The sequence below is a fragment of the Nocardia sp. NPDC003482 genome (assembly GCF_053588115.1).
In genome coordinates this window covers 14,150-34,033 of sequence record NZ_JBSFPI010000043.1, presented here as the reverse complement: position 1 = coordinate 34,033, position 19,884 = coordinate 14,150, and the positions used below count along the sequence as shown (strand labels likewise).

Here is a 19,884-nt window from a genome sequence, read left to right as displayed (position 1 = left end):
GGGAGCCACAACAGTGCTCACCCACCAGCCGCTACCGACAGCAAGTCTGCCGTATCAGCGGACCCGCTACACCTCATTAGGGTGCGGCTGGGTTGACGGGCCTGGGGGTTGCCCTGCCTGGAGGTTGTCGGCTATCTGGAGGAGGTGGGCCGGGGATCAGGCGTTGCAGGCGGCCAGGACCAGCTCTCGGACCCGGGCCGCGTCCGCTTGGCCGCGTGTGGCTTTCATGACATCACCCACGATTTTGCCTGCGGCCTGAACCTTTCCGGAGCGGATCTTCTCGGCGATGTCGGGGTTGGCGGCCAGGGCCTTGTCCACCTCGGATTGGAGGGCGGAGTCGTCGGAGACCATGCCGAGGCCCTTGGATTCGACGATTTCGGCGGGGTCGCCTTCGCCCGCGAGGACGTGGTCGACGACCTGGCGGGCGACCTTGCTGTTGATGGTTTTGGCGTCGACCAGGGCGACCACCTCGGCCACCTGGGTGGGGGTGATGGGGAGTTCGTCGAGGGGGACCTCGCGTTCCTTGGCCTTCTCGGTGAGGTAGTTGACCCACCAGGAGCGGGCGGCGTCGACCGAGGTGCCCGCGTCGACCGTGGCGATGATGAGGTCGAGGGCGCCCGCGTTGACGAGGTCGCGGAAGACCTCGTCGGACAGGGCCCACTCGGCTTGGATGCGGGCGCGGCGGAGCCAGGGGTATTCGGGGATCGTGCCGCGCAGTTCGTCGACCCAGGCGGGGTCGGGGGCGATGGGCTCGAGGTCCGGTTCGGGGAAGTAGCGGTAGTCCTCGGCGGTCTCCTTGCGGCGGCCGGGGGAGGTGCTGCCGTCGGACTCGTGGAAGTGGCGGGTCTCCTGGACGACGGTGCCGCCGGTGGCGAGGACCGCGGCCTGGCGGCGCATCTCGTAGCGGACCGCGACCTCGACGCTGCGCAGGGAGTTGACGTTCTTGGTCTCGGTGCGGGTGCCGAACTCCTTGGCGCCCTTGGGCATCAGCGAGACGTTGGCGTCGCAGCGCAGCGAGCCCTGTTCCATCTTGACGTCGGAGACGTCGAGGGACTTCAGCAGATCGCGCAGGGCGGTGACGTAGGCGCGGGCCACCTCGGGGGCGCGCTCGCCCGCGCCGGTGATGGGTTTGGTGACGATCTCGATGAGCGGCACGCCCGCGCGGTTGTAGTCGAGCAGCGAGTGGCTGGCGCCGTGGATACGGCCGGTGGAACCGCCGACGTGCGTGGACTTGCCCGTGTCCTCCTCCATGTGGGCGCGCTCGATCTCGACGCGGAAGGTGCTGCCGTCGTCGAGCAGCACATCGAGGTGGCCGTCGTGGGCGATCGGCTCGTCGTACTGGCTGATCTGGTAGTTCTTCGGCTGGTCCGGGTAGAAGTAGTTCTTGCGCGCGAACCGGCCCCACGGGGTGATCGAGCAGTTGAGCGCGAGCCCGATGCGCACGGCCGACTCGACGGCCTGCCGGTTCACCACCGGCAGCGAACCGGGCAGGCCCAGGCAGACCGGGCAGACCTGGGTGTTGGGTTCGGCGCCGAACGCGGTGGGACAGCCGCAGAACATCTTCGTCCGCGTGCCGAGTTCGACGTGCACCTCCATGCCCAGCACCGGCTCGAACCGGTCGACGACATCGGCATAGTCCATCAAGTCCACCGTGGGCGCGCTCATAGCGGATAGTCTATGAGTCCGCACCGACGTCCCGGCGCACGGTCCCGCCCGGCGAGGCGGTCCCCTAGTCCCCGCGCGCGAACCGGGCCGCCTCCACCACCGCCTTCTTGTCCACCTCGTGGTCCGGATTGCGTTCCTGCGCTTCCTGGAACGCCAGGATGACGTCGAGGTAGGAGTTGCGGTAGGAGGAGGTGATCAGCTCCTGGCGGAGGTAGTCGTCGAGCGAGAGCTCGGCGGCACGGGCTCGCTTGCGCATGGTGTCGACGACATCCACGGGCAGATCACGGATCGCGAAATCGGCCATGGGTGAACGATAGTCGCCTCCGGTCAGTCCGCGGCGATCGCCTCCACGATCGGCAGCCGCGCGGCCCGGAGCGCGGGCGGTATCGAACCCAGTAATGCCAGCACGAGGGCGGCCACGGCGTAACCGAGCAGCATCGGTCCGGCGTGGTAGGCGACGTCGATGCTCGTGGCGTGCCCGAGCGCGACGGTCGCCAGACAGTGCACGGCCGCGCCGACGCCGAGCCCGAGCGCCGCGCCGACCACGCCGATCCCGGTCGCCTCGGCGAGCACGGTCCGCAACAGGAAGCGCCCGCTGGTCCCCATCGCGCGCAGCACGCCGAGTTCGCGACGGCGTTCGAGCACCGACAGCATGAGGGTGTTGAGCAGCGCCACCGTCGACACCAGCACCACGATCCACAGGATCGACCCGCTCAACGCCGTGCCCTGCCGCACCCCGCCCGACACCGCGGCCACCGCGTCGCTCCCCCGGTCGACGTGCGTCTCCGGCGGCACGACCGCGCGGATCGCGGCCATCACCGCGCCCGAGTCCGCGCCGGGCGCGAGATCGACCGACAGCACGGTCTCCCCCGGCCGCTGATACCACTGCCGCATAACGTCGAGATTCAACAGCACCACCCCGGCGATCGCGGAGAAGTACGGAATGACTTGCAGCACTTCGACTTTCCGGACACCCGTGGGAGTGGGCAGCTCCAGCGAGTCGCCCGCGCGCACGGCCCGCGCGCGGGCGATGTCGCGCGAGATCACCACACCCGTACCGTTCACCAGCCGCTCCCGTACCCGCGCGTCCAGCGCCACGGGATACGCCCGCTCCTCGTCGGGATAGCCCTGCAACAAGACCCGGCCGCCGCCGAGCGTGGCGAAGGCCATCTGCGCGCCGCTCACCCCCGCCACGCCCGGCACCGCGGCGACCCGGTCGCGTACGTCGGCGGGCAGGATCGGCCCGGTCGGGAATTCGTTCCAGGACGTCGCCCGCACGAAAACATCGGTGCGGCCGAGGCTTTCGAAGCTGGCCCCGGCGGAATCGGCGAGGTTCTTCGACGCGTTGCCCATGGCGACGACCGCGGTGATGCCGATCATGACCGTCATGGTCGTCGCCCACACCCGCCGCGGCGCGCGTTCGATCGTGGTGGCCCCGACCACGCCGGGCGCGCCGAACCGGCGCGACACCGCCGCCACCGCCCGCACGACGGGCGTGGTCAGCGCGAAGCACAGCAGCACCGCGGCGGTGATGGACAGCGAGATGGACGCGAGGGAGTACCGCCCGATATCGGCCCGCGCCAACACGATCGAGACCGCCGTCATCCCGAGCCCCAGCACCACCGCGACCCACCGCAGCACCGGACTCGCCGCGTCGGCTCGCGAAACCCCCACGGGCGCAAGCGCTTCGATGGGCGCGACCCGGTACACCTGCCGCGCGGCCACGGCCGCGGCCCCCACGCTGGCCGCGACGCAGGCGGCCACCGCCACCGGAATCGCGTAGCCGGGCACGAGATATTCCGGCCGCGCGTCCACCGACTGCACGATCGCCGACGGCAGCGCCCCGATCGCGTTGCGCCCCAGCAGCATTCCGAGCACCGCCCCGACGAGCCCGCCGACCAGTCCGAGCAGCGCCGCCTCGACGACGAGATCGCGCACCATGGCCCGGCGGCGGCCGCCGATCGCGCGCAGCAACGACAGCACCGGACGACGTTGCGCCACGGCCATACTCATCGCGTTGTAGATCAGGAACCCCGACACGATCAGCGCCGCGGCCGAGGCCATGATCGTCGAATACCGGACCAGCTCCACCGCGCCGCCCGCCTGCGCGGTCCGCAGGCTCGGATCGGCGACGACGGCGCGTCCGTCCACCACCGCGGTGAGCGCCGAACGCAACCGCGCCGCGTCGGCGTCGGGGGCGGGCACGATCTCGATCGAGTCGAGTTGCCCGGCGCGCCCGGCGATCTCCTGCGCCACCGGCAGCGGCGCGATCACGATGTGCCCCTGGTTCAACCGCGCGGACACGGCGTCGTCGAGCACCGCCGCGACGGTGACCGTGCTCGCCCCGATCCGGAACCGTTCGCCCGCACGGTGTCCCGTGACCGCGCCCACCAGCACGCCGTGCGGCGTGGTCAGCAGCTTGGCGGCCTGGTCGCGCAGCGGCCCGTCCAGTGCGCCGCCCAGCGCCGACACCGACGCGTCCGCGCCCACCAGCAGCGCCCGGTCCGCGTCCGCGCCGATGCGCGCCCGCAGCATCGGCACGGCCGCCGCCACGCCGGGAACCGATCGAATCGATTGCAGCAGAGCCTGATCGAAGCCCGCGTCGGTGATGCCGGTGACCTCGAGGGTCGCCTTCCCGCCGAGCCCCCGGGTGAGCCGGTCCACGGAACCGGTGACGGATCCGGAGATGCTCAGCGTCGACACCAGCAGCCCCGCCGACACGGCCATCACGACCAGCGACAACAGCGTCCGGCCCCGATGCGCCAGCAACTCACCGATGTTGAACAGCCGCAACCGATCCCACGCGGCGATCACCCGCGCACCGCCGCCGCGCGGGCGTGCTCCCCGGCGGTGATCGATCCGATTTGCCCGTCCCGCAACGTGATCACCCGGTCGCAGTACTGCGCGGCGCCCATGTCGTGGGTGACCATGACGACCGAGTTGCCCGCCGCGGTGATCTCCCCGAGCAGCGCGAGGATCGCCGCGCCGGTCTTGGAGTCGAGGTTGCCGGTGGGTTCGTCGGCCAGGATCAGCGGCGGATCCATGATCAGCGCTCGCGCGATCGCGACCCGCTGCATCTGCCCGCCGGACAGCTCCGCGGGCCGGTGCTCGGCGCGTTCGGCGAGCCCGACCAGCCGCAGCAGTTCCAGCGCGCGGAGTTTGGCGGCGCGTAAACTCTTGCCGTCCAACAGTTTCGGGATCGCCACGTTCTCCCACGCCGACAGCGTCGGCAGCAGATTGAAGAACTGGAAGACGAAACCCACCCGATGCCTTCGGAATTCGGATTGGCGGTCGTCGCCGAGACCGCCGATCTCCTCACCCCGGAAGGTGATCGAGCCCGAATCCGGCGAGTCCAGCGCGCCGAGCAGATGCAGCAGTGTGCTCTTGCCGGAACCGGACGGCCCGACGATCGCGGTGAACTCCCCCGCCTCGATGCTCAGGTCGATCCCGTCCAGGGCCCGTACCCGTTGTCCGCCGACCCGGTACTCCCGGACGACGCCGCGCAGTTCCAGCACCCGGTCCCCACCCTTCTCCTCGAATGTCAGCGCGCGAGCACGCGGCTGTCCTGCCAGCGCCGGACGTCCTGGGAGTCGAGCAGCGCGCGCAGCACCGGTTGTTCGGCGGCGAGCTCCAGGTACGCCTCGGGTACGGTCATGTCCTGGTCGAGCTTGGCGCGCAGGTGGTTGTCCCACTGATATTGCAGCGCGGCCAGTACGCCCTCCGGACCGCCGAAGAGGCGGTCGCGGTCGGGTAGATCGTGGAACAGTCCCGGATGCGCCGGATCAGCGGCCGCCCGGGCGAGTACCTCGTGCAGGATTTCGGTTCGAGCGTGCAGATCGGTCCACGACATCGCCCCAGCTCCTCCGTCGGGTGCCCGGGTCCGGTGCCGGGCACTGTCACCGTTCACGCTACGGAGGTCCCGGGGCGGATACGTCGTGCCGGGGACGAGACTCGAGCTCCTACCGGAGTAGGAGGACGCGCCCGCTCGCGGAACGATGTCGCGGGCTCGGCGCGGCGGCTAACCTGGGGCGATGGAGACCAGCGCCGTGTCGACCGGGCGCCCCGGACGCATTCGCGATCGCGTCGCGGAGTTCTTCAGCGATCCGGTGGGGGCGTTCCGCCGCGCGGTCGAACAACAGGGGTACGACTATCCGCCCTCGGTCATCGTGGTCGCCGATATCGCGGTGGTGTTCACGGCGATCGCGGCGGCGGCGCTGCGGCACGAGTACTTCCCGTCGGTGCTGCCGATCCTGGCGGTGGTGCTGCTGGTGATCGTGTATCCGGTGTTCTTCCTGTTCGACGTGAAGCCGACCCCGGCCATCTTCGCGACGGTCGCGCTCGCGGGGACGGGGCTGTTCCTCGCGCAGCCGGTGTATCCGGACTGTTCGTCGCTGGTGCTGACGGTGTCGGCGGGCGAGCTGGCGGCGATCATTCCGCGCCGGCTGGTGAGTTTCGGGTACACGCTGGTCTGCCTCGGAGAGGTGTTGGTGTTCAACCTCATCGGCGACGTCGACCGCGGGCTGCCGATGTACCTCACGGCGATCGTGCTCGGCTGGATGGCGGGGCTGATGTTGCAGCAACAGCGCCGGTCGCTGTACCAGGAGCGGGAGAACCAGGAGATCCGCGCGACGCAGGCCGCCAGCGAGGAGCGCCGCCGGATCGCGCGCGAGGTGCACGACGTCATCGCGCATTCGCTGAGCATCACGCTGCTGCATCTGACCGCCGCGCGGCACGCCTTGCAGACCGACCGCGACGTCGACGAGGCCGTGGACGCGCTCAGCGACGCCGAGCGGCTCGGGCGGCAGGCCATGGCCGATATCCGGCGCACGGTCGGGCTGCTCGATCAGGGTCCCGCCAACATTCGGCCGGAGCCGGGGCTGGGCGACTTCGCCGATCTGGTGGACGATTTCGTGCGCGCCGGGCTGGCGATCGACTTCCGGCTCACCGGTGACACCGAAACCATCTCGGCGACAACGGGTTTGGCGTTGTTCCGGATCGTGCAGGAATCGCTGGCCAATGTCGCCAAGCACGCGCCGGGCGCCGAGGTGACGCTGCGGATCGAGATCACCCCGGGCGACGCGCGGGTGACGGTGTCCAACACCCTGCCCGAGGGTCTGCCCGCGCGGCGGGGCCGGGGCATGGGCATCTCGGGAATGTCGCACCGCGCCGCGGTGATCGGCGGCACGCTGTCCGCCGGGCCGGAGGACGACCGCTGGTGGGTGCGCGCGCACATCCCGATCGACACCCCCAGATCCGGTCTGGTCTGCCTGCTCACCGGGCAGGAGGACCCGTTGCGGGCGGTGCGCGAGGCCATCGCGTCGATGACACGAAAACGTCAGGAGGGCATGTGATCCCGGGGCAGACGCCGGCCGTGGCGGAGGACACGGTCACCGTGCTGGTCGTCGACGATCAGGAGTTGGTGCGCGGCGGGCTGCGCCGGATCCTGCGCCGCCGGGACGGATTCGTGGTGACCGAATGCGCCGACGGCGACGAGGTGGCCGCGGCCGTCGCCGCCCAGCCGCCCGATGTGGTGCTGATGGATCTGCGGATGAAGCGGGTGGGCGGCATCGACGCGACCCGGGCCCTACGCGCCCGCGCGGACGCGCCGCCGGTGCTGGTGCTCACCACCTTCGACGACGATCAGCTGCTGTCGGGGGCGCTGCGGGCCGGGGCGGCGGGATTCATCCTGAAGGACTCCCCCGCCGAGGATCTCATCCGCGCGGTGCGCACAGTGGCCGGTGGCGGATCCTGGCTCGATCCCTCGGTAACCGGGCGGGTGCTGTCGGCCTATCGCTCGGTCCGTCCCGCTCCCGTACGTGCCCCGTCCCGACTGGACGAGCTGACCGCGCGGGAGTTCGAGGTGCTGAAGCTGATCGGTCGCGGGCGTGTCAACGCGGAAATCGCCGCGGAACTCGGAATCTCCGAAGTGACCGTAAAGAGCCACGTAGGACACATTTTCGGGAAGCTGGGGTTACGAGATCGGGCCGCGGCGATCGTGTTCGCGTTTGACCACGGCGTGGTCGCGCCGGGAGAATCGGCACTCTAAGAGGGGCAGGAAACCCCGGTGCGTCGCCGGGCACGGGTTTCGCACCCTGCCCAGTGATGGAGGTTTCACGGGTGGACGCACCGCGATCCCGGGTCGGTAGCAGATTCGGGCCTTACGAGCTGCGCTCGCTGCTGGGCAGAGGCGGCATGGGCGAGGTCTACGAGGCGTACGACACGACCAAGGACCGGGTGGTCGCCCTGAAGCTGCTGTCGGAGCTGCTCGCGCAGGATCCGACGTATCAGGAGCGCTTCCGCCGCGAGTCGCACGCCGCGGCCGCGTTGCGCGATCCGCACGTGGTGCGCATCCACGACTCGGGCGAGATCCGCGGGATGCTCTTCCTCGACATGGAGTTGGTGCGGGGGCGCAATCTGCGCACGCTGCTGCGCGAGGAGGGTCCGCTGGATCCGGTGCGGGCGGTGTCGATCATCGAGCAGGTGGCCTCGGCGCTGGACGCCGCGCACGCCGCGGGGCTGGTGCATCGGGACGTGAAGCCCGCCAACATCATCGTCACCGACGACGATTTCGCCTATCTCGTCGACTTCGGCATCGCCCGCAGCGAGGGCGACACCGGAATCACGTTGGTGGGCACGGCCATCGGCTCCTACACCTACATGGCCCCGGAGCGGTTCGACGCCGGACCCGTCACCGGTCGCGCCGATCTCTACTCGCTGGCCTGTGTGCTGCACGAATGTCTCACGGGGGCAACGCCGTTCCCGGTGCAGAGCGTCAGCGGGCTGGTCCGCTCGCACCTGTCCGAACCGCCGCCGCGCGCGAGCCTGAACCGCGCCGACGTGCCCGCGGCGCTGGACGCCGTCATCGCGCACGCCATGGCCAAATCCCCCGCCGACCGATTCGCCAGCGCGGGCGAGTTCGCCGGGGCCGCCCGGGGCGCGCTGGGTCTGCCCGGTGACCGCACGCCCTCCGAGACCGCCGTCGCCGCCTCGGCCGCAGACCCCGAATCCCGCCCGCGCTGGGCCAAATCCCTGCTCGGCGCGCCCCCGATCGCCATATCCGTCCCCGACCCGGAGCCGACCTTCGCCCGTTTCGCCACCGATCCGGAGCCCGACCCCGCACCCCAGGCACCCGAGCGGTACGCCGACGAAACCCCCTCGGCCCCAAGCTATCCCGAGGATCCGGCCCCGCACGAGACGGTCGCAGCCGATCCGACCACGCACTACCCCGTCGACGACAGCCCCCCGGCGTTCCGGCCAGCCGAGCCGACCACCTTCCAGCCCTTCGGCCCCGAAGGCCCGACGATCCCGGCCCAGATACCCCCGCGCGCCCCGATGCCGCCACCCCCAGAGCCGGACACCCCGTTCCCCGCAACGACCGCCGACCCGAACGCTCCGTTCCCGGGAGCGTCCACCGCGCCCGGCGACCTGGAAGGTCGGTTCCCGTCAGCGGCCACCGCGCCCGGCGACCCGGAAGGTCGGTTCCCGTCAGCGGCCACCCTGCCCGGCGACCCTGCCATGCGTTTTCCGGCAGCGACCACCCCACCCGGGGATCCGGAAGGTGGATTCCCCCCGGTGGTCGCCCCACCTCGAGAGCCGGACGTCCCCTTCCTGGCTCCGGCGGCGGAGGGCTACCCGGTGGACGAAAGCCCTTCGCCGGAGCCCGGATTCGCCGGAGGCTCGCCGACCGTGGTGATGGGAACCGGGTTGGGGACGGGGCGGCCGTCGACGGCGGATTCGGAGACGGCGTTCCTGCCGTCGGGGGCGTTCCGGGCCGTTCCGCCCGTGGATCCCAACGCCGACACCACGAGTGATCTGCCGCCGATCCGGGAGGACGATGCGACGCGGGCGCAGGAGGACGATTTCCAGTTCACCCCGCTGCACCAGTACGCGCCGGGCAGCACGGACGATTCGTGGGAGGACCGGCCGGACGACTACTACTACGACGACCGACGCGAGGCCGACGACTACGAATACGACCCGCCCGCACCGGCATACGCCGAGCCCGAGCCGGAGGACCGCAAGCACTCCATCGCGATCCCGATCGCGCTCGGCGTGACGGGCGTGGTCCTGGCCGCGGTCGTCGCCGCCGTGGGCTGGGAGCTGGCGCGGCAGCCGGACAACACCCCCACCGTCGCGGGAGGCACGACCGCCGCGACCGAATCGCTCCCCGGCGTCGCGACCACCGCCCCGGCGCCGCGGCCGAGCGGCACGACCGGCGCGGCCACCACCACCCCGAGCACGGCCGCGCTGCCCGTCGGCGCGACCGCGTGCCCGGCGGGTTCGACCACGGGCCGATTCGGCAAGTCCGCGACCGGAACCGCGGTCACCTCGTGCGGCTTCGCCGAGGCGGTCCGCAAGGCGTACGTGCAGGCGCTGGAACCGCAGTCGGCCACCACCCAGGCCGCGGGGTCGGCGGGGTCCACCTCGGTGGTGGCGATCAGCCCCGTCACCGGGCGCTCGTACACGATGACCTGCACGGGTACCGGACAGGTGGTCACCTGTACGGGTGGCGAAAACGCGGTGGTGTATGTCTATTGACGTGAAGCCGCTCCGCCGCAAGGGTTTTCGATGGTCGCTTTCGCTGGTCACCGCACTCGCCGTCACGGGCTGCACCGCCTACGCCGGAGTTCCCTCCTCCGATGAGAACGTACTGGTCTCACCCATCGCCGCCGGTAACGCGACGCTCAAACCCGCCGCCGGGAGCCTGACCCCCTCGGCGACCCTGGCCGCCGACTTCGCCGCGTTGCAGCAGGATCTGCACGGTTCGGTGGGCCTGGCGGTCATGCCGGTCGGCGGCGATCGCGCGATCACGCTCGGCAACTGGACGACCGGCATCGCCTGGTCCACGATCAAGGTGCCGTTGGCGCTGGCGGCGCTGCGCCAGGATCCGGTCGGGCTGGCCCAGACCGCCGAGGCCGCGATCACCGCCTCGGACAACGATGCGGCACAACAGCTCTGGGACGCGCTCGGCGGCGGCGACCGCGCGGCCGAGGCCGTGGAGGCGATTCTGCGCGAAGGCGGTGACACCACCACCGTGGTCGCGGACCGCACCAACCCCGAGGCGCGCGAGACGCTCGACGACCCGCTGGCCTTCGGCGCGACCGTGTGGCCGCTGGTCGATCAGGTGCGATTCGCCTCGCGGCTGCCGTGCCTGAAGAACGCTGCGCGCGTGGTCAACCTGATGGGCGAGATCACCTCGAGCCAGAGCTGGGGTCTCGGCGCGTTCGTCGGGGCGGAGTTCAAGGGCGGCTGGGGCCCCGACGACGACACCGGCGCGTACCTCGTGCGCCAGTTCGGGCTCGTCCCCACCTGGACCGGGCAGATCGCGGTCGCCCTTGCGGCACAACCGGATTCGGGCAGCTACGACGACGCCACCGCCATGCTCGACCAGCTGGCCGCGCTGCTGGCCAAACACGTCTACGAACTGGGCGGCGGAGAGTGCAAGCGGTGACACCGATTCCGTCACATATGTGACACCCCAGGTCACGGTATTTGACCCTACGCTGGGTGAGGCGAAGAATTTCCCGACCAGTGGATGGCACGATACGCGCCACCCCGGGATTTGGAGGTGAGCGGGTGAAGGCACCGCGACGGTGGCCGAACAGCCGGAGTGCGAAGCTGTTTCGGATGTGGCTGGTCGCCGCCCTCGGCGGGCTGGCGCTCGCGGCCGGGACCTCGGCCTGCTCCTCGCCGTCGGATGCCGGTCCCGCCGAGACGATTTCGCGGCCCTCGGCCGTGGTCACGGGCGCGGTGGTCGCGCTCCCGGGTTCGCTGGCCGCCGAGTTCGCCGAGACCGCGCCCACGCTCGGCGGGCGGGTCGGGCTGGCGATCGCCGCGGTCGGCGGCGAGCGGGTGTCGTCGATGGGCGATTGGACCACCGGCCCGGCCTGGTCGACGATGAAGGTGCCGCTGACCCTGGCCGTGCTGCGCTCCAACGGCAACACCAGCACCTATCAGATGTCGGCGGCCATCACCGAGTCCGACAACTCCGCCGCCGACGGGCTGTGGCAGGGCCTGGGCACCCCCGACACCGCGGCCAAGGCCCTCGAGGCGGTGCTGCGCGAGGGCGGGGACACCAGCACGAAGGTGCCGCCGAACCGGGTGCGCTCGGACTACTCGTCGTTCGGCCAGGCCGAATGGTCCCTCGCCGATCAGGCCCGCTTCGCCTCGCATCTGCCCTGTCTGCCCGACGCCGACTCGGTCACCGACCTGATGGGCAAGGTGGTCTGGGGCCAGCAGTGGGGCCTGGGCAAGCTGGAGGACGCCGAGTACAAGGGCGGCTGGGGTCCCGACGCCAGCGGCAACTATGTCGTGCGGCAGTTCGGGGTCGTGACGGTGCCCGCCGGGAAGGTCGCCATCGCGCTCGCGGCGCAGGCGAATTCGGGCACGTTCGAGGACGGCACCACGATTCTGAACAAGCTCGCGACCTTGATCGACAAGCATCTGGACGAGCTGCCGGGCGGGCACTGCCCGACTGGCAGGTGAGGTTACCGAAGGTTCACAGGGGGTGGGGCTGCGGTTCGAGCGCGCGCCCGGCAAGATTGGGCGTATGCGCATCGGAGTCTTGACCGGAGGCGGGGACTGCCCAGGCTTGAACGCGGTCATCCGGGCCGTCGTTCGCACCGCGAACGGCCGCTACGGCGACGCGATCGTCGGTTTCCAGGACGGCTGGCGCGGCCTACTCGAGGACCGCAAGGTCCACATCCACAACGACGATCGCACCGACCGGCTGCTCACCAAGGGCGGCACCATGCTCGGCACCGCGCGCACCAATCCCGACGTGCTGCGCGACGGACTCCCCCGGATCAAGCAGACCCTCGACGACAACGGCATCGACGCGCTGATCCCGATCGGCGGCGAGGGCACGCTGACGGCCGCGAGCTGGCTGGCCGACGAGGGCGTCCCCGTGGTCGGGGTGCCCAAGACCATCGACAACGACATCGACCGCACCGACACCACCTTCGGACACGACACCGCGGTCAGCATCGCCACCGACGCCATCGACCGCCTGCACACCACCGCGGAGTCGCATCAGCGCGTCATGCTGGTCGAGGTGATGGGCCGCCACGCGGGCTGGATCGCGATCAACTGCGGCATCGCCTCGGGCGCGCACCTCACCCTGGTGCCGGAGGTCCCGTTCGACGTCGACGAGGTCTGCACGATGATCAAACGTCGCTTCCAGCGCGGTGATTCGCACTTCATCTGCGTGGTCGCCGAGGGCGCCAAACCCGCCGCGGGCTCGTTCACCCTGCGCGAGGGCGGCGTCGACGAATACGGCCACGAACGCTTCACCGGCGTCGCCCACCAACTCGGCGTGGAGATCGAACGCCGCATCGGCAAGGAGGTCCGCACCACGGTCCTCGGCCACGTCCAGCGCGGCGGCAAACCCACGGCCTTCGACCGCGTGCTGGCCACCCGGTTCGGGGTGCACGCGGCGGAGGCGGTGCACGACGGGCAGTTCGGTCAGATGGTGGCGCTGCACGGGACCGAGATCGATCTGGTGCCGTTGTCGGAGGCGACGAAGCAGCTGAAGTTGGTGCCCAACAACCGATATGGGGAGGCGGCGGCCTTCTTCGGGTGAGGTCCGCGACTCAGGCCGTCGCGCCCAGCACCGCCACCGCGAGCACCACCAGAACCACCACCGCGAGCACCGCGACCGCGACGATCAATCCGAGCGGCGGACCCGAGCGACGCTGGGGCGGCGCGGGGGTGAAGCCGGGGGAATAGCCGGGCGCGGGCTGGGGCGCCCCCATGGGCGGCGGGGCGGGCATGGGGCCGGAGGCGAAACCCGCCGGGGCGACCGGGTTCATCGGCATGGGTGGCACCGGCGGGCGGAGATTGACCGTCGCCTCCGACGACGGCGAAAACGATTGCGCGCCAGGGGAGAACAACGCGGTGTGCACCGGCGGCGGGCCGGGCGGCACGATGGGCGGCGGCCCCTGCGGCGGGAGCGGGGCGGGCTGGGGTAGGGGCACGGCCGGGGCCGCCAACGCGCGTTTGGCCGCCGCCGCGAAATCCGAACAGGTGGCGAAGCGGTCGATCGGCCGTTTGGCCATCGCGCGGGCGACGACCGCGTCCACGGCGGGTGACAGACCGGGCCGTCGCGCGCTCGCGGGCGGCACCGGTAACTGGAGGTGGCCGTGGATGACCTCCTCCGGATTGTCCGAGTCGAACACTCCCACGCCCGTCAGCATCCAGTACAGCGCGCAGCCGAGCGAGTACTGGTCCGAGCGTTGGTCCAGGGCCGCGCCGGTCATCTGTTCCGGCGAGGCGTAGGCCAGGGTCGCGGTGAACATGCCCGCCTGGGTCAGATGCGTGGAATCCTCACGCAGACGGGCGATTCCGAAGTCGGACAGGAACACCCGTTCGCCCTTGCCCGCGCCGGAGCGGGCGAGCAGGATGTTGGCGGGTTTCACATCGCGGTGCAGCACACCGTTGCTGTGCGCGTAATCCAGTGCGGCGGCGACACCTTCGACGATCTGCACGGCGCGTTCGGGGGGCATGGTGTACGGATTCACGCTCGCCGCGTCCACGCCGTCGACGTACTGCATGCTGATCCACAGCTGGTCGTCCTCGACGCCGCGGTCGTAGACGGCCACGATATTGGGGTGGTCGAGGCGGGCGGCCAGGTCGGCCTCGCGTTCGAAGCGGGCCCGAATCTCGGGGTCGGCGAACAATTCCCGGTTCAGCAGCTTCAAGGCCGTCAGCCGGGGCAGCCGCGGGTGGCGCGCCAGGTACACCGAGCCCATGCCACCCTGGCCGAGCAGCCGCTCGATGGTGAAGCCGGCGAACACGTCACCGGTGTTCAACACCCTGCGTTCCCCTTTCTCGAGCCGAGTTCCGCGATCCTACCCGAGCTGTTCGATCATCCCGGGGTGACCAGTCCGGATTCGTAGGCCAGCACCACCGCCTGCGCGCGGTCGCGCAGATCCAGTTTCGAGAACACCTTGGAGACATGGGTTTTCACGGTCTGTTCGGCGACGAACAGCGCCTCGGCGATCTCGGTGTTGGACATGCCGCGCGCGACGAGTTCGAGCACCTCGCGTTCGCGCGGGGTGAGCGCGTCCAGGGCCGCGGTGGGTTTGGGGCGGGTGCGGCGGCTCGTCACATCGGCGATGAGGCGGCGGGTGACGGTCGGCGCGAGCAGGGCCTGCCCCTCGGCGACCACGCGCACGGCCCGCACGAGTTCGTCGGCGGGCGCGTCCTTGAGCAGAAAACCGCTGGCGCCCAGGCTCAATGCCTCGTAGACGTAGTCGTCGATGTCGAAGGTGGTGAGCATCAGCACCCGCACGGGCGGATCGAATCCGGCGGCGAGGATGGCGCGGGCGGCGTCGAGGCCGTTCAGCTCCGGCATGCGCACGTCCATCAGGACCACATCGGGACGCAGCCGCTTCGCCTCGGCCACGGCGATCTTCCCGTTGGCGGCGTCGCCGACCACGCTGATGTCGGGCTGCGCGGCGAGCAGGGCCCCGAAACCCTGCCGGACCATCGCCTGGTCGTCGGCGATCAGAACGGTGATGGGCACGGCGAACCCCTAGGCGAACCGGATGACGGAGACGAGCCCGGCGACCAGGCAGTACAGGGCGAACGGCAGCAGTGTGCGGGTCCGGAAGAACCGCTCCAGGAAGCGCACCGCGAGCCACGCGCACACCCCCGCGACGATCGCGCCGACGAGGGCCTGGCCGTGGATGTGCGCGCCCGCCGGGCCGAACAGCTCGGGCAGTTTCAGCACACCGGCCGCGAGGATCACCGGGGTGGCGAGCAGGAAGGCGAACTTCGCGGTGTCCTCGTGATCGAGTCCGCGCAGCAGGCCGCCGACCATGGTCAGGCCCGAGCGGCTGAATCCGGCCAGCAGCGCACCGGATTGGGCCAGGCCGATGCCGAGCGCGTCCTTGACGCTCAGCGCGGCGAGGCGTTCGTCCGCGGCCAGGCGGGTGTGCTCGGTCGTGGTCGTCGCGCCCTTCTCCTGTTCGGCGAAGCGGCGGCCGTAGTCGGCGAGGGTGGGGCCGTTGCGGCGCTTGAGACCCTCGCCGATGACGAGCACGACGCCGTTGAGCGCGAGGAAGATTCCCGCGAACAACGGTGTCGCGAACAGGATCCGCAAGGGGTGTTCCAGCACCAGGCCGAGCGCGCCCACCGGAATGGTGGCCAGCACGATCAGCCAGGCCAGCCGCTGCGCGGGGGTCTCGACGCGCCGGGTGCGCAGGGTGGTGACGAAGCCGGTGACGATATCGACCCAGTCCCGCCAGTAGTAGCCGAGCAGCGCGAGCGCGGTGGCCACGTGCAGGGCCACCACGAACGCCAGGTACGGGGTCCCGTTGTCGGAGTCGCCCTGGGTGACCAGCGTGCCCCACGATCCGCCGATCCACGCGGGCACCAGCACCGAATGGCCGAGGCTCGAGATGGGGAACAACTCGGTGACGCCCTGGAGCGCCCCGATCACGATCGCTTGGAGATAGGTGAGCATCGTCCACGAGTCTCCCACGGGCACGTCACCCGCGTCCCACCCGCTTACCCCACGCTCACCCCGAGCGGCAGCCGCACCCGTACCTCGAAGCCGCCGTCCGCGGTCGGCTCGGCCGCGACCGTGCCGCCGAGGGTCTCGGCGCGGGTCCGCATACCCGCGATGCCGCTGCCGGTTCCGACGAGGGTGGCCGGGGTTTCGATGGTCGACAGGTCGCCGCGCTCGTTGCGCACGACGGCGTCGACCGCGGACGGGAGCACCAGGAGGTTCACGTGGACGGGCGCGTGCGGGGCGTGGCGGGTGGCGTTGGAGAGGGACTCCTGGACGATTCGGTAGAGGGCCAGGCCGACGGTGTCGGGGACGGCGTCGAGGGGGCCGTCCACCGTCCAGTCGATGGCGACTCCGGCGCGGCGGGCGCCGTCGAACAGGGTCAGAACGTCGGCGGCGGCGGGCTGCGGGGCGTGTTCGGGGAGTTGGCCGTCGCTGCGCAGGACGCCGAGCATGGACCGGATCTCGTTGAGCGCCTCGCGGGCCGAGGCGCCGATGGACTCGAATTCGGCTCGGGCGTCCGGGGATACGCCGGGCACGCGGTACGGGGCGGTCTGGGCCTGCACCACCACCATCGACATGTGATGGGCGACCACGTCGTGCAGGTCGCGGGCGATGCGGGCCTTCTCCTCGAGGATGGCCCGGCGGGCCCGCTCGAGCTCGTTGACCTCCTCCTGCTCCACGAGGGCGCGGCGCGAGAGCACCAGCCAGCGCACCAGCAGCCCGAACGCCACCAGACCGGTCATGGCGATCGGCCACCCGAACGCGGCCTGCGCGAACGAGTCCTGCGATCCGGCCATGGTGGTCGCCATGAGCAGGGCGGTGGCGGCCCACGCGATCAGCACGGTCTGCATCCGCTCCCGCACCGCGACGGCGAACAGCAGCACGAACAACGACAGGATGTGCACCACCTGGAACGGCAGGTGATTGTTCGGCTGATGTGGTATGGCCAGCGCGATCAACAGCGCCGACCCCGCCGAAATCGCCCATCCCAGAGCGGGATTCACCCGGACCAGCACCACCGGCAGCGCCGCCAGTCCCGCGATGAACGGCTGCGCCGCGCCGGGCACCTGATGGGTCAGATGCAGCGTCGGCCACGCCACCGCGAGGAAGGTTCCCGCCAACACCACCGTGAACACGTCGAGCCACAGCCGCAGCCGCCCCGGATTCCGGGTCGTCCGAGCCACCTGCCGCGCGGTCTGCGCAATCCGAGCCATGCCGTCGAGACTAGAAACCCCTGCTCGCCGGTGTCCTCATACCTCCGGGTGAATTGCCACCCCCTACCCCGGTACCACCCCCACCCCCGCCTACCACCAGCGTTCCCGTACCCAAACCGTCCCCCAGCGTGAGGCCCGGTTCGGCGGTCGATTCCTAGCGTCCTTGGCATGAGCGAAGCAGGTATCGGGCGAAGGTTTCCGGGGGTGGGAACCGGAGGGGTTCGTCAGCGGGCGGAGGGGTTGCCGGGTGGGGGTGGGCTCCGTCATCGGGGTGACGAGTGGTCGCATCGGGAAGACGACCGGCTCCCGCATCAGGGCCACGAATGGGCGCGCGGGGAAGGCGTTTCCGCGCGGGCTGAGGGGCGGGTGTTGCGGCGGTTCGGTGGGGCCGCGGCGGTGGCGGCGTTGATCGCCGGGTTCACCGTGGGGTTCGCTCCGCCTGTGTCGGCCGCGGGGGTGGGCGTTGGGGAGAACGCGGCCGCCCGGAATGCGGTGGTGGAGTTGGTGGGCGAGCGGCCGGAGGCGGCGGGCGTGCCGGGGGACTTCGCGGTGGGGGCGGGGTATCGGCCGGTGGTGAGTCAGGGGTTGCTGGTGGATCCGGACGGGGACTGCTCCGCGCCGATTCCGCTGCCCGCGGAGTTCGAGAATCCTTGTAAGGCACACGATCTCGGGTACGACCTGTTGCGGTACGCCGAGCGGCGCGGGCAGCCGTTGGGGCCGTGGGCGCGGCAGCGCATCGATGCCGCGCTGGAACAGAACCTCCACAGCGCGTGCGCGACACGGCCCGACGCGTGGGATCGCACGGGCTGTCACGCGCTGGCGACGATCGCCGCGACCGCCGTCGATCTCAACTCCCGACGGCAGCACTACGCCGCGCCCATGCCCGAATACCTGTTCGGCGCACAGCTTTCCGGCTCCAATCCGCTCTCGCAACTGCTGTGGCTCGGCCCCGCGGCGCTGCTACTGCTCGCCGTCGCGGCCCTGCTCGGACGCCGCGCGACCCTCAGGAGGATTTCGTGACCTCGACCATCACCCTCGAAACCACTCCGCCCGATCCGGCGCCCGAATCGCGCCGCGAACGCGTGCGGGCACCGCGCATCGGAACGACGGCCGCGGTCACCCTCGGGCTGACCGCGTCGCTGGCGCCGAATCTGCTGCCGCGCACGGCCGAGGCGCAGGCGGTGGTGGGCGGGCTGCTGATCGCGGTGTGCATGACGCTCGCCGGGATCGCTCGAATGTTGTTGCTGCGCAGAGACTTCGATATCAATCGGCCGTGGTCGCGGTACCGGCTGCCCGCCGCACTGGTGGGTACCGTCGTGGTATCGGGTGCGATCGTGCACGCGTGGCGTTGGCAGAACGACCTCCGGGACGCCATGGATTTCGCGCCCCTCGGACCCGGCTACTGGCCGCGCTGCCTGGTGGAGACCGCGGTGATCGCGGGCCTGCTGGTCGGCCTGGGACGCGGCATACGATGGCTGGCCCGGCGGCTGGGCGCGGCGCGCAGTGCGGGCCTGGCGGTCGTCATGGTGTTGGCGACCCAGTTCGCGCTGGTGCCCATGCTCGTCGACTGGCGGCGCGACGCCTATGCGGCGGCCAATGCCGAGCTGGAACCCGGTGTGGTGCAGCCGGTTTCGTACACCCGCTCCGGGAGCGCGGAGTCGGTGGTGAGCTGGCCGTCGCTCGGGGCGGAGGGGCGCAAATTCGTCTCCGATCGGCCTGCTCGCGGGGTGCGGGTGTACGTCGGCCTCGAATCGGCGCCCGACCTGAAATCCCGTGTGGCACTGGCCCTTCGTGAGCTGGAGCGCTCCGGCGGGCTCGACCGCTCGAATCTCGTGATCGCGATCCCCACCGGTTCCGGCTGGATCGACGCGCATGCGGCCCAAGGATTCGACCAACGCTTCGGCGGCGACGTGACTTTGGTCGGCCTGCAATACTCCGAGGCCCCCAGCTGGGCCACCTTCGTCTTCGGACGCGCGGCGGCCGTGGAGTCGGCCCGCGCCCTGTTCGAGGCCGTCGAACAGCGGGTATCGACGATGCCCCACCCCCCGCGCCTCTACGTCTACGGCCAAAGCCTCGGCGCCACCGCCGGCAGCGCCATCTTCGCCGACGACGCCGACCAACGCGCCCGAGTCTGCGCCGCCCTCTGGGCAGGCCCACCCGCGAACCGAGTCCACCCCGCCCGAGCCACCATCCTCGCCAACTCCTCCGACCCGGTAGTCCAGTGGTCCCCCCAACTCCTCTGGCACACACCGGATCTCACCACTACTCGCCCAGACGCCCCCCATCCCCCATGGCTCCCTTTCGTCAGCTTCATCCAAACCACCGCCGACCTCCTCTCCGCCCTCTCCCCCACCCCGGGCCACGGCCACCGCTACGGCCCCGACCAAGGCACCGCCCTCGGCACCTGCTGACACCCCCAGCTCCGGCAGTACAGCCGCACCCCTTATCCGAATCCGCACCCGTTACATAGCCCTGCAAAGGGTGCGAATC

17 protein-coding genes are annotated in these 19,884 nt (G+C 70.9%); 8 read left to right on the top strand and 9 right to left on the bottom strand.

The window, feature by feature from the left end; translation table 11 throughout:
- Positions 1-156 precede the first annotated feature (156 nt).
- The 5 genes from gatB to ACWDSJ_RS36580 all read right to left on the bottom strand — a co-directional run bounded on the left by gatB (position 157) and on the right by ACWDSJ_RS36580 (position 5,515).
- Positions 157-1,665, bottom strand: a complete 1,509-nt coding sequence (gene gatB, locus ACWDSJ_RS36600) for an Asp-tRNA(Asn)/Glu-tRNA(Gln) amidotransferase subunit GatB (RefSeq protein WP_387355744.1) — start codon at positions 1,663-1,665, stop codon at positions 157-159.
- A gap of 64 nt (positions 1,666-1,729) precedes the next feature.
- Positions 1,730-1,969 (bottom strand): hypothetical protein, encoded by a 240-nt coding sequence (locus ACWDSJ_RS36595; protein WP_387355742.1) that lies wholly within the window; start codon positions 1,967-1,969, stop codon positions 1,730-1,732.
- A 23-nt stretch (positions 1,970-1,992) separates the two neighbouring features.
- Positions 1,993-4,479: an FtsX-like permease family protein gene (locus ACWDSJ_RS36590; RefSeq protein ID WP_450037396.1), complete on the bottom strand. Its 2,487-nt coding sequence runs from the start codon at positions 4,477-4,479 to the stop codon at positions 1,993-1,995.
- Positions 4,476-5,180: an ABC transporter ATP-binding protein gene (locus ACWDSJ_RS36585; protein WP_450037394.1), complete on the bottom strand. Its 705-nt coding sequence runs from the start codon at positions 5,178-5,180 to the stop codon at positions 4,476-4,478. The genes ACWDSJ_RS36590 and ACWDSJ_RS36585 overlap by 4 nt, the downstream gene beginning before the upstream one ends.
- 26 nt (positions 5,181-5,206) lie before the next feature.
- On the bottom strand, positions 5,207-5,515 hold the full coding sequence (locus ACWDSJ_RS36580) for a hypothetical protein (RefSeq protein WP_450037392.1): 309 nt from the start codon (positions 5,513-5,515) through the stop codon (positions 5,207-5,209).
- 181 nt (positions 5,516-5,696) lie between these two features.
- On the opposite strand from ACWDSJ_RS36580, the gene ACWDSJ_RS36575 reads away from it, so the two are divergent.
- From ACWDSJ_RS36575 to ACWDSJ_RS36550, 6 genes are all read left to right on the top strand, one after another.
- Positions 5,697-7,016 carry a sensor histidine kinase gene (locus ACWDSJ_RS36575; protein ID WP_387355734.1) on the top strand — a complete coding sequence of 440 codons (1,320 nt, stop codon included), beginning with the start codon at positions 5,697-5,699 and terminating at the stop codon, positions 7,014-7,016.
- Positions 7,017-7,057: 41 nt separating this feature from the next.
- Positions 7,058-7,711, top strand: a complete 654-nt coding sequence (locus ACWDSJ_RS36570) for a response regulator (protein ID WP_387356942.1) — start codon at positions 7,058-7,060, stop codon at positions 7,709-7,711.
- Between the two features lie 71 nt (positions 7,712-7,782).
- The gene (locus tag ACWDSJ_RS36565; protein ID WP_450037390.1) at positions 7,783-10,203 is read left to right on the top strand and encodes a protein kinase domain-containing protein; all 2,421 of its coding nucleotides are present in this window, start codon (positions 7,783-7,785) and stop codon (positions 10,201-10,203) included.
- Positions 10,193-11,116, top strand: coding sequence for a serine hydrolase (locus ACWDSJ_RS36560; protein ID WP_387355730.1), 924 nt, complete (start codon positions 10,193-10,195; stop codon positions 11,114-11,116). The genes ACWDSJ_RS36565 and ACWDSJ_RS36560 overlap by 11 nt, the downstream gene beginning before the upstream one ends.
- A 125-nt stretch (positions 11,117-11,241) precedes the next feature.
- Positions 11,242-12,150, top strand: a complete 909-nt coding sequence (locus tag ACWDSJ_RS36555) for a hypothetical protein (RefSeq protein WP_450037388.1) — start codon at positions 11,242-11,244, stop codon at positions 12,148-12,150.
- A gap of 64 nt (positions 12,151-12,214) precedes the next feature.
- Positions 12,215-13,246: an ATP-dependent 6-phosphofructokinase gene (locus ACWDSJ_RS36550; RefSeq protein ID WP_387355726.1), complete on the top strand. Its 1,032-nt coding sequence runs from the start codon at positions 12,215-12,217 to the stop codon at positions 13,244-13,246.
- A gap of 10 nt (positions 13,247-13,256) precedes the next feature.
- Here the strand turns inward: ACWDSJ_RS36550 and ACWDSJ_RS36545 are convergent, their stop codons facing one another.
- From ACWDSJ_RS36545 to ACWDSJ_RS36530, 4 genes are read right to left on the bottom strand one after another with little or no spacing between them, the layout of a single operon-like run.
- Complete coding sequence (locus ACWDSJ_RS36545; RefSeq protein WP_450037386.1) at positions 13,257-14,477, bottom strand: serine/threonine-protein kinase; 1,221 nt, start codon at positions 14,475-14,477, stop codon at positions 13,257-13,259.
- Between the two features lie 53 nt (positions 14,478-14,530).
- Entirely contained in the window at positions 14,531-15,190 is a 660-nt protein-coding gene (locus ACWDSJ_RS36540; RefSeq protein WP_450037384.1) for a response regulator, read from the bottom strand.
- Between the two features lie 9 nt (positions 15,191-15,199).
- On the bottom strand, positions 15,200-16,132 hold the full coding sequence (locus ACWDSJ_RS36535; RefSeq protein ID WP_450037382.1) for an undecaprenyl-diphosphate phosphatase: 933 nt from the start codon (positions 16,130-16,132) through the stop codon (positions 15,200-15,202).
- Positions 16,133-16,176: 44 nt separating this feature from the next.
- On the bottom strand, positions 16,177-17,394 hold the full coding sequence (locus ACWDSJ_RS36530) for a sensor histidine kinase (protein WP_450037380.1): 1,218 nt from the start codon (positions 17,392-17,394) through the stop codon (positions 16,177-16,179).
- A 168-nt stretch (positions 17,395-17,562) separates the two neighbouring features.
- Between ACWDSJ_RS36530 and ACWDSJ_RS36525 the strand changes: the two genes are divergently transcribed.
- Together ACWDSJ_RS36525 and ACWDSJ_RS36520 are read left to right on the top strand one after the other, a co-directional pair.
- A complete protein-coding gene (locus ACWDSJ_RS36525; protein ID WP_450037378.1) occupies positions 17,563-18,414 on the top strand; it encodes a hypothetical protein in 852 nt (283 codons plus the stop codon).
- On the top strand, positions 18,411-19,805 hold the full coding sequence (locus tag ACWDSJ_RS36520) for an alpha/beta-hydrolase family protein (protein ID WP_450037376.1): 1,395 nt from the start codon (positions 18,411-18,413) through the stop codon (positions 19,803-19,805). The genes ACWDSJ_RS36525 and ACWDSJ_RS36520 overlap by 4 nt, the downstream gene beginning before the upstream one ends.
- Positions 19,806-19,884: the final 79 nt, after the last annotated feature.

Bases quoted from the DNA above. Each gene is read 5' to 3' on its own strand.
- gatB (WP_387355744.1), bottom strand. From the start codon at position 1,665: ATGAGCGCGCCCACGGTGGACTTGATGGACTATGCCGATGTCGTCGAC.
- ACWDSJ_RS36595 (WP_387355742.1), bottom strand. From the start codon at position 1,969: ATGGCCGATTTCGCGATCCGTGATCTGCCCGTGGATGTCGTCGACACC.
- ACWDSJ_RS36580 (WP_450037392.1), bottom strand. From the start codon at position 5,515: ATGTCGTGGACCGATCTGCACGCTCGAACCGAAATCCTGCACGAGGTA.
- ACWDSJ_RS36575 (WP_387355734.1), top strand. From the start codon at position 5,697: ATGGAGACCAGCGCCGTGTCGACCGGGCGCCCCGGACGCATTCGCGAT.
- ACWDSJ_RS36560 (WP_387355730.1), top strand. From the start codon at position 10,193: ATGTCTATTGACGTGAAGCCGCTCCGCCGCAAGGGTTTTCGATGGTCG.
- ACWDSJ_RS36550 (WP_387355726.1), top strand. From the start codon at position 12,215: ATGCGCATCGGAGTCTTGACCGGAGGCGGGGACTGCCCAGGCTTGAAC.
- ACWDSJ_RS36535 (WP_450037382.1), bottom strand. From the start codon at position 16,132: ATGCTCACCTATCTCCAAGCGATCGTGATCGGGGCGCTCCAGGGCGTC.
- ACWDSJ_RS36530 (WP_450037380.1), bottom strand. From the start codon at position 17,394: ATGGCTCGGATTGCGCAGACCGCGCGGCAGGTGGCTCGGACGACCCGG.
- ACWDSJ_RS36525 (WP_450037378.1), top strand. From the start codon at position 17,563: ATGAGCGAAGCAGGTATCGGGCGAAGGTTTCCGGGGGTGGGAACCGGA.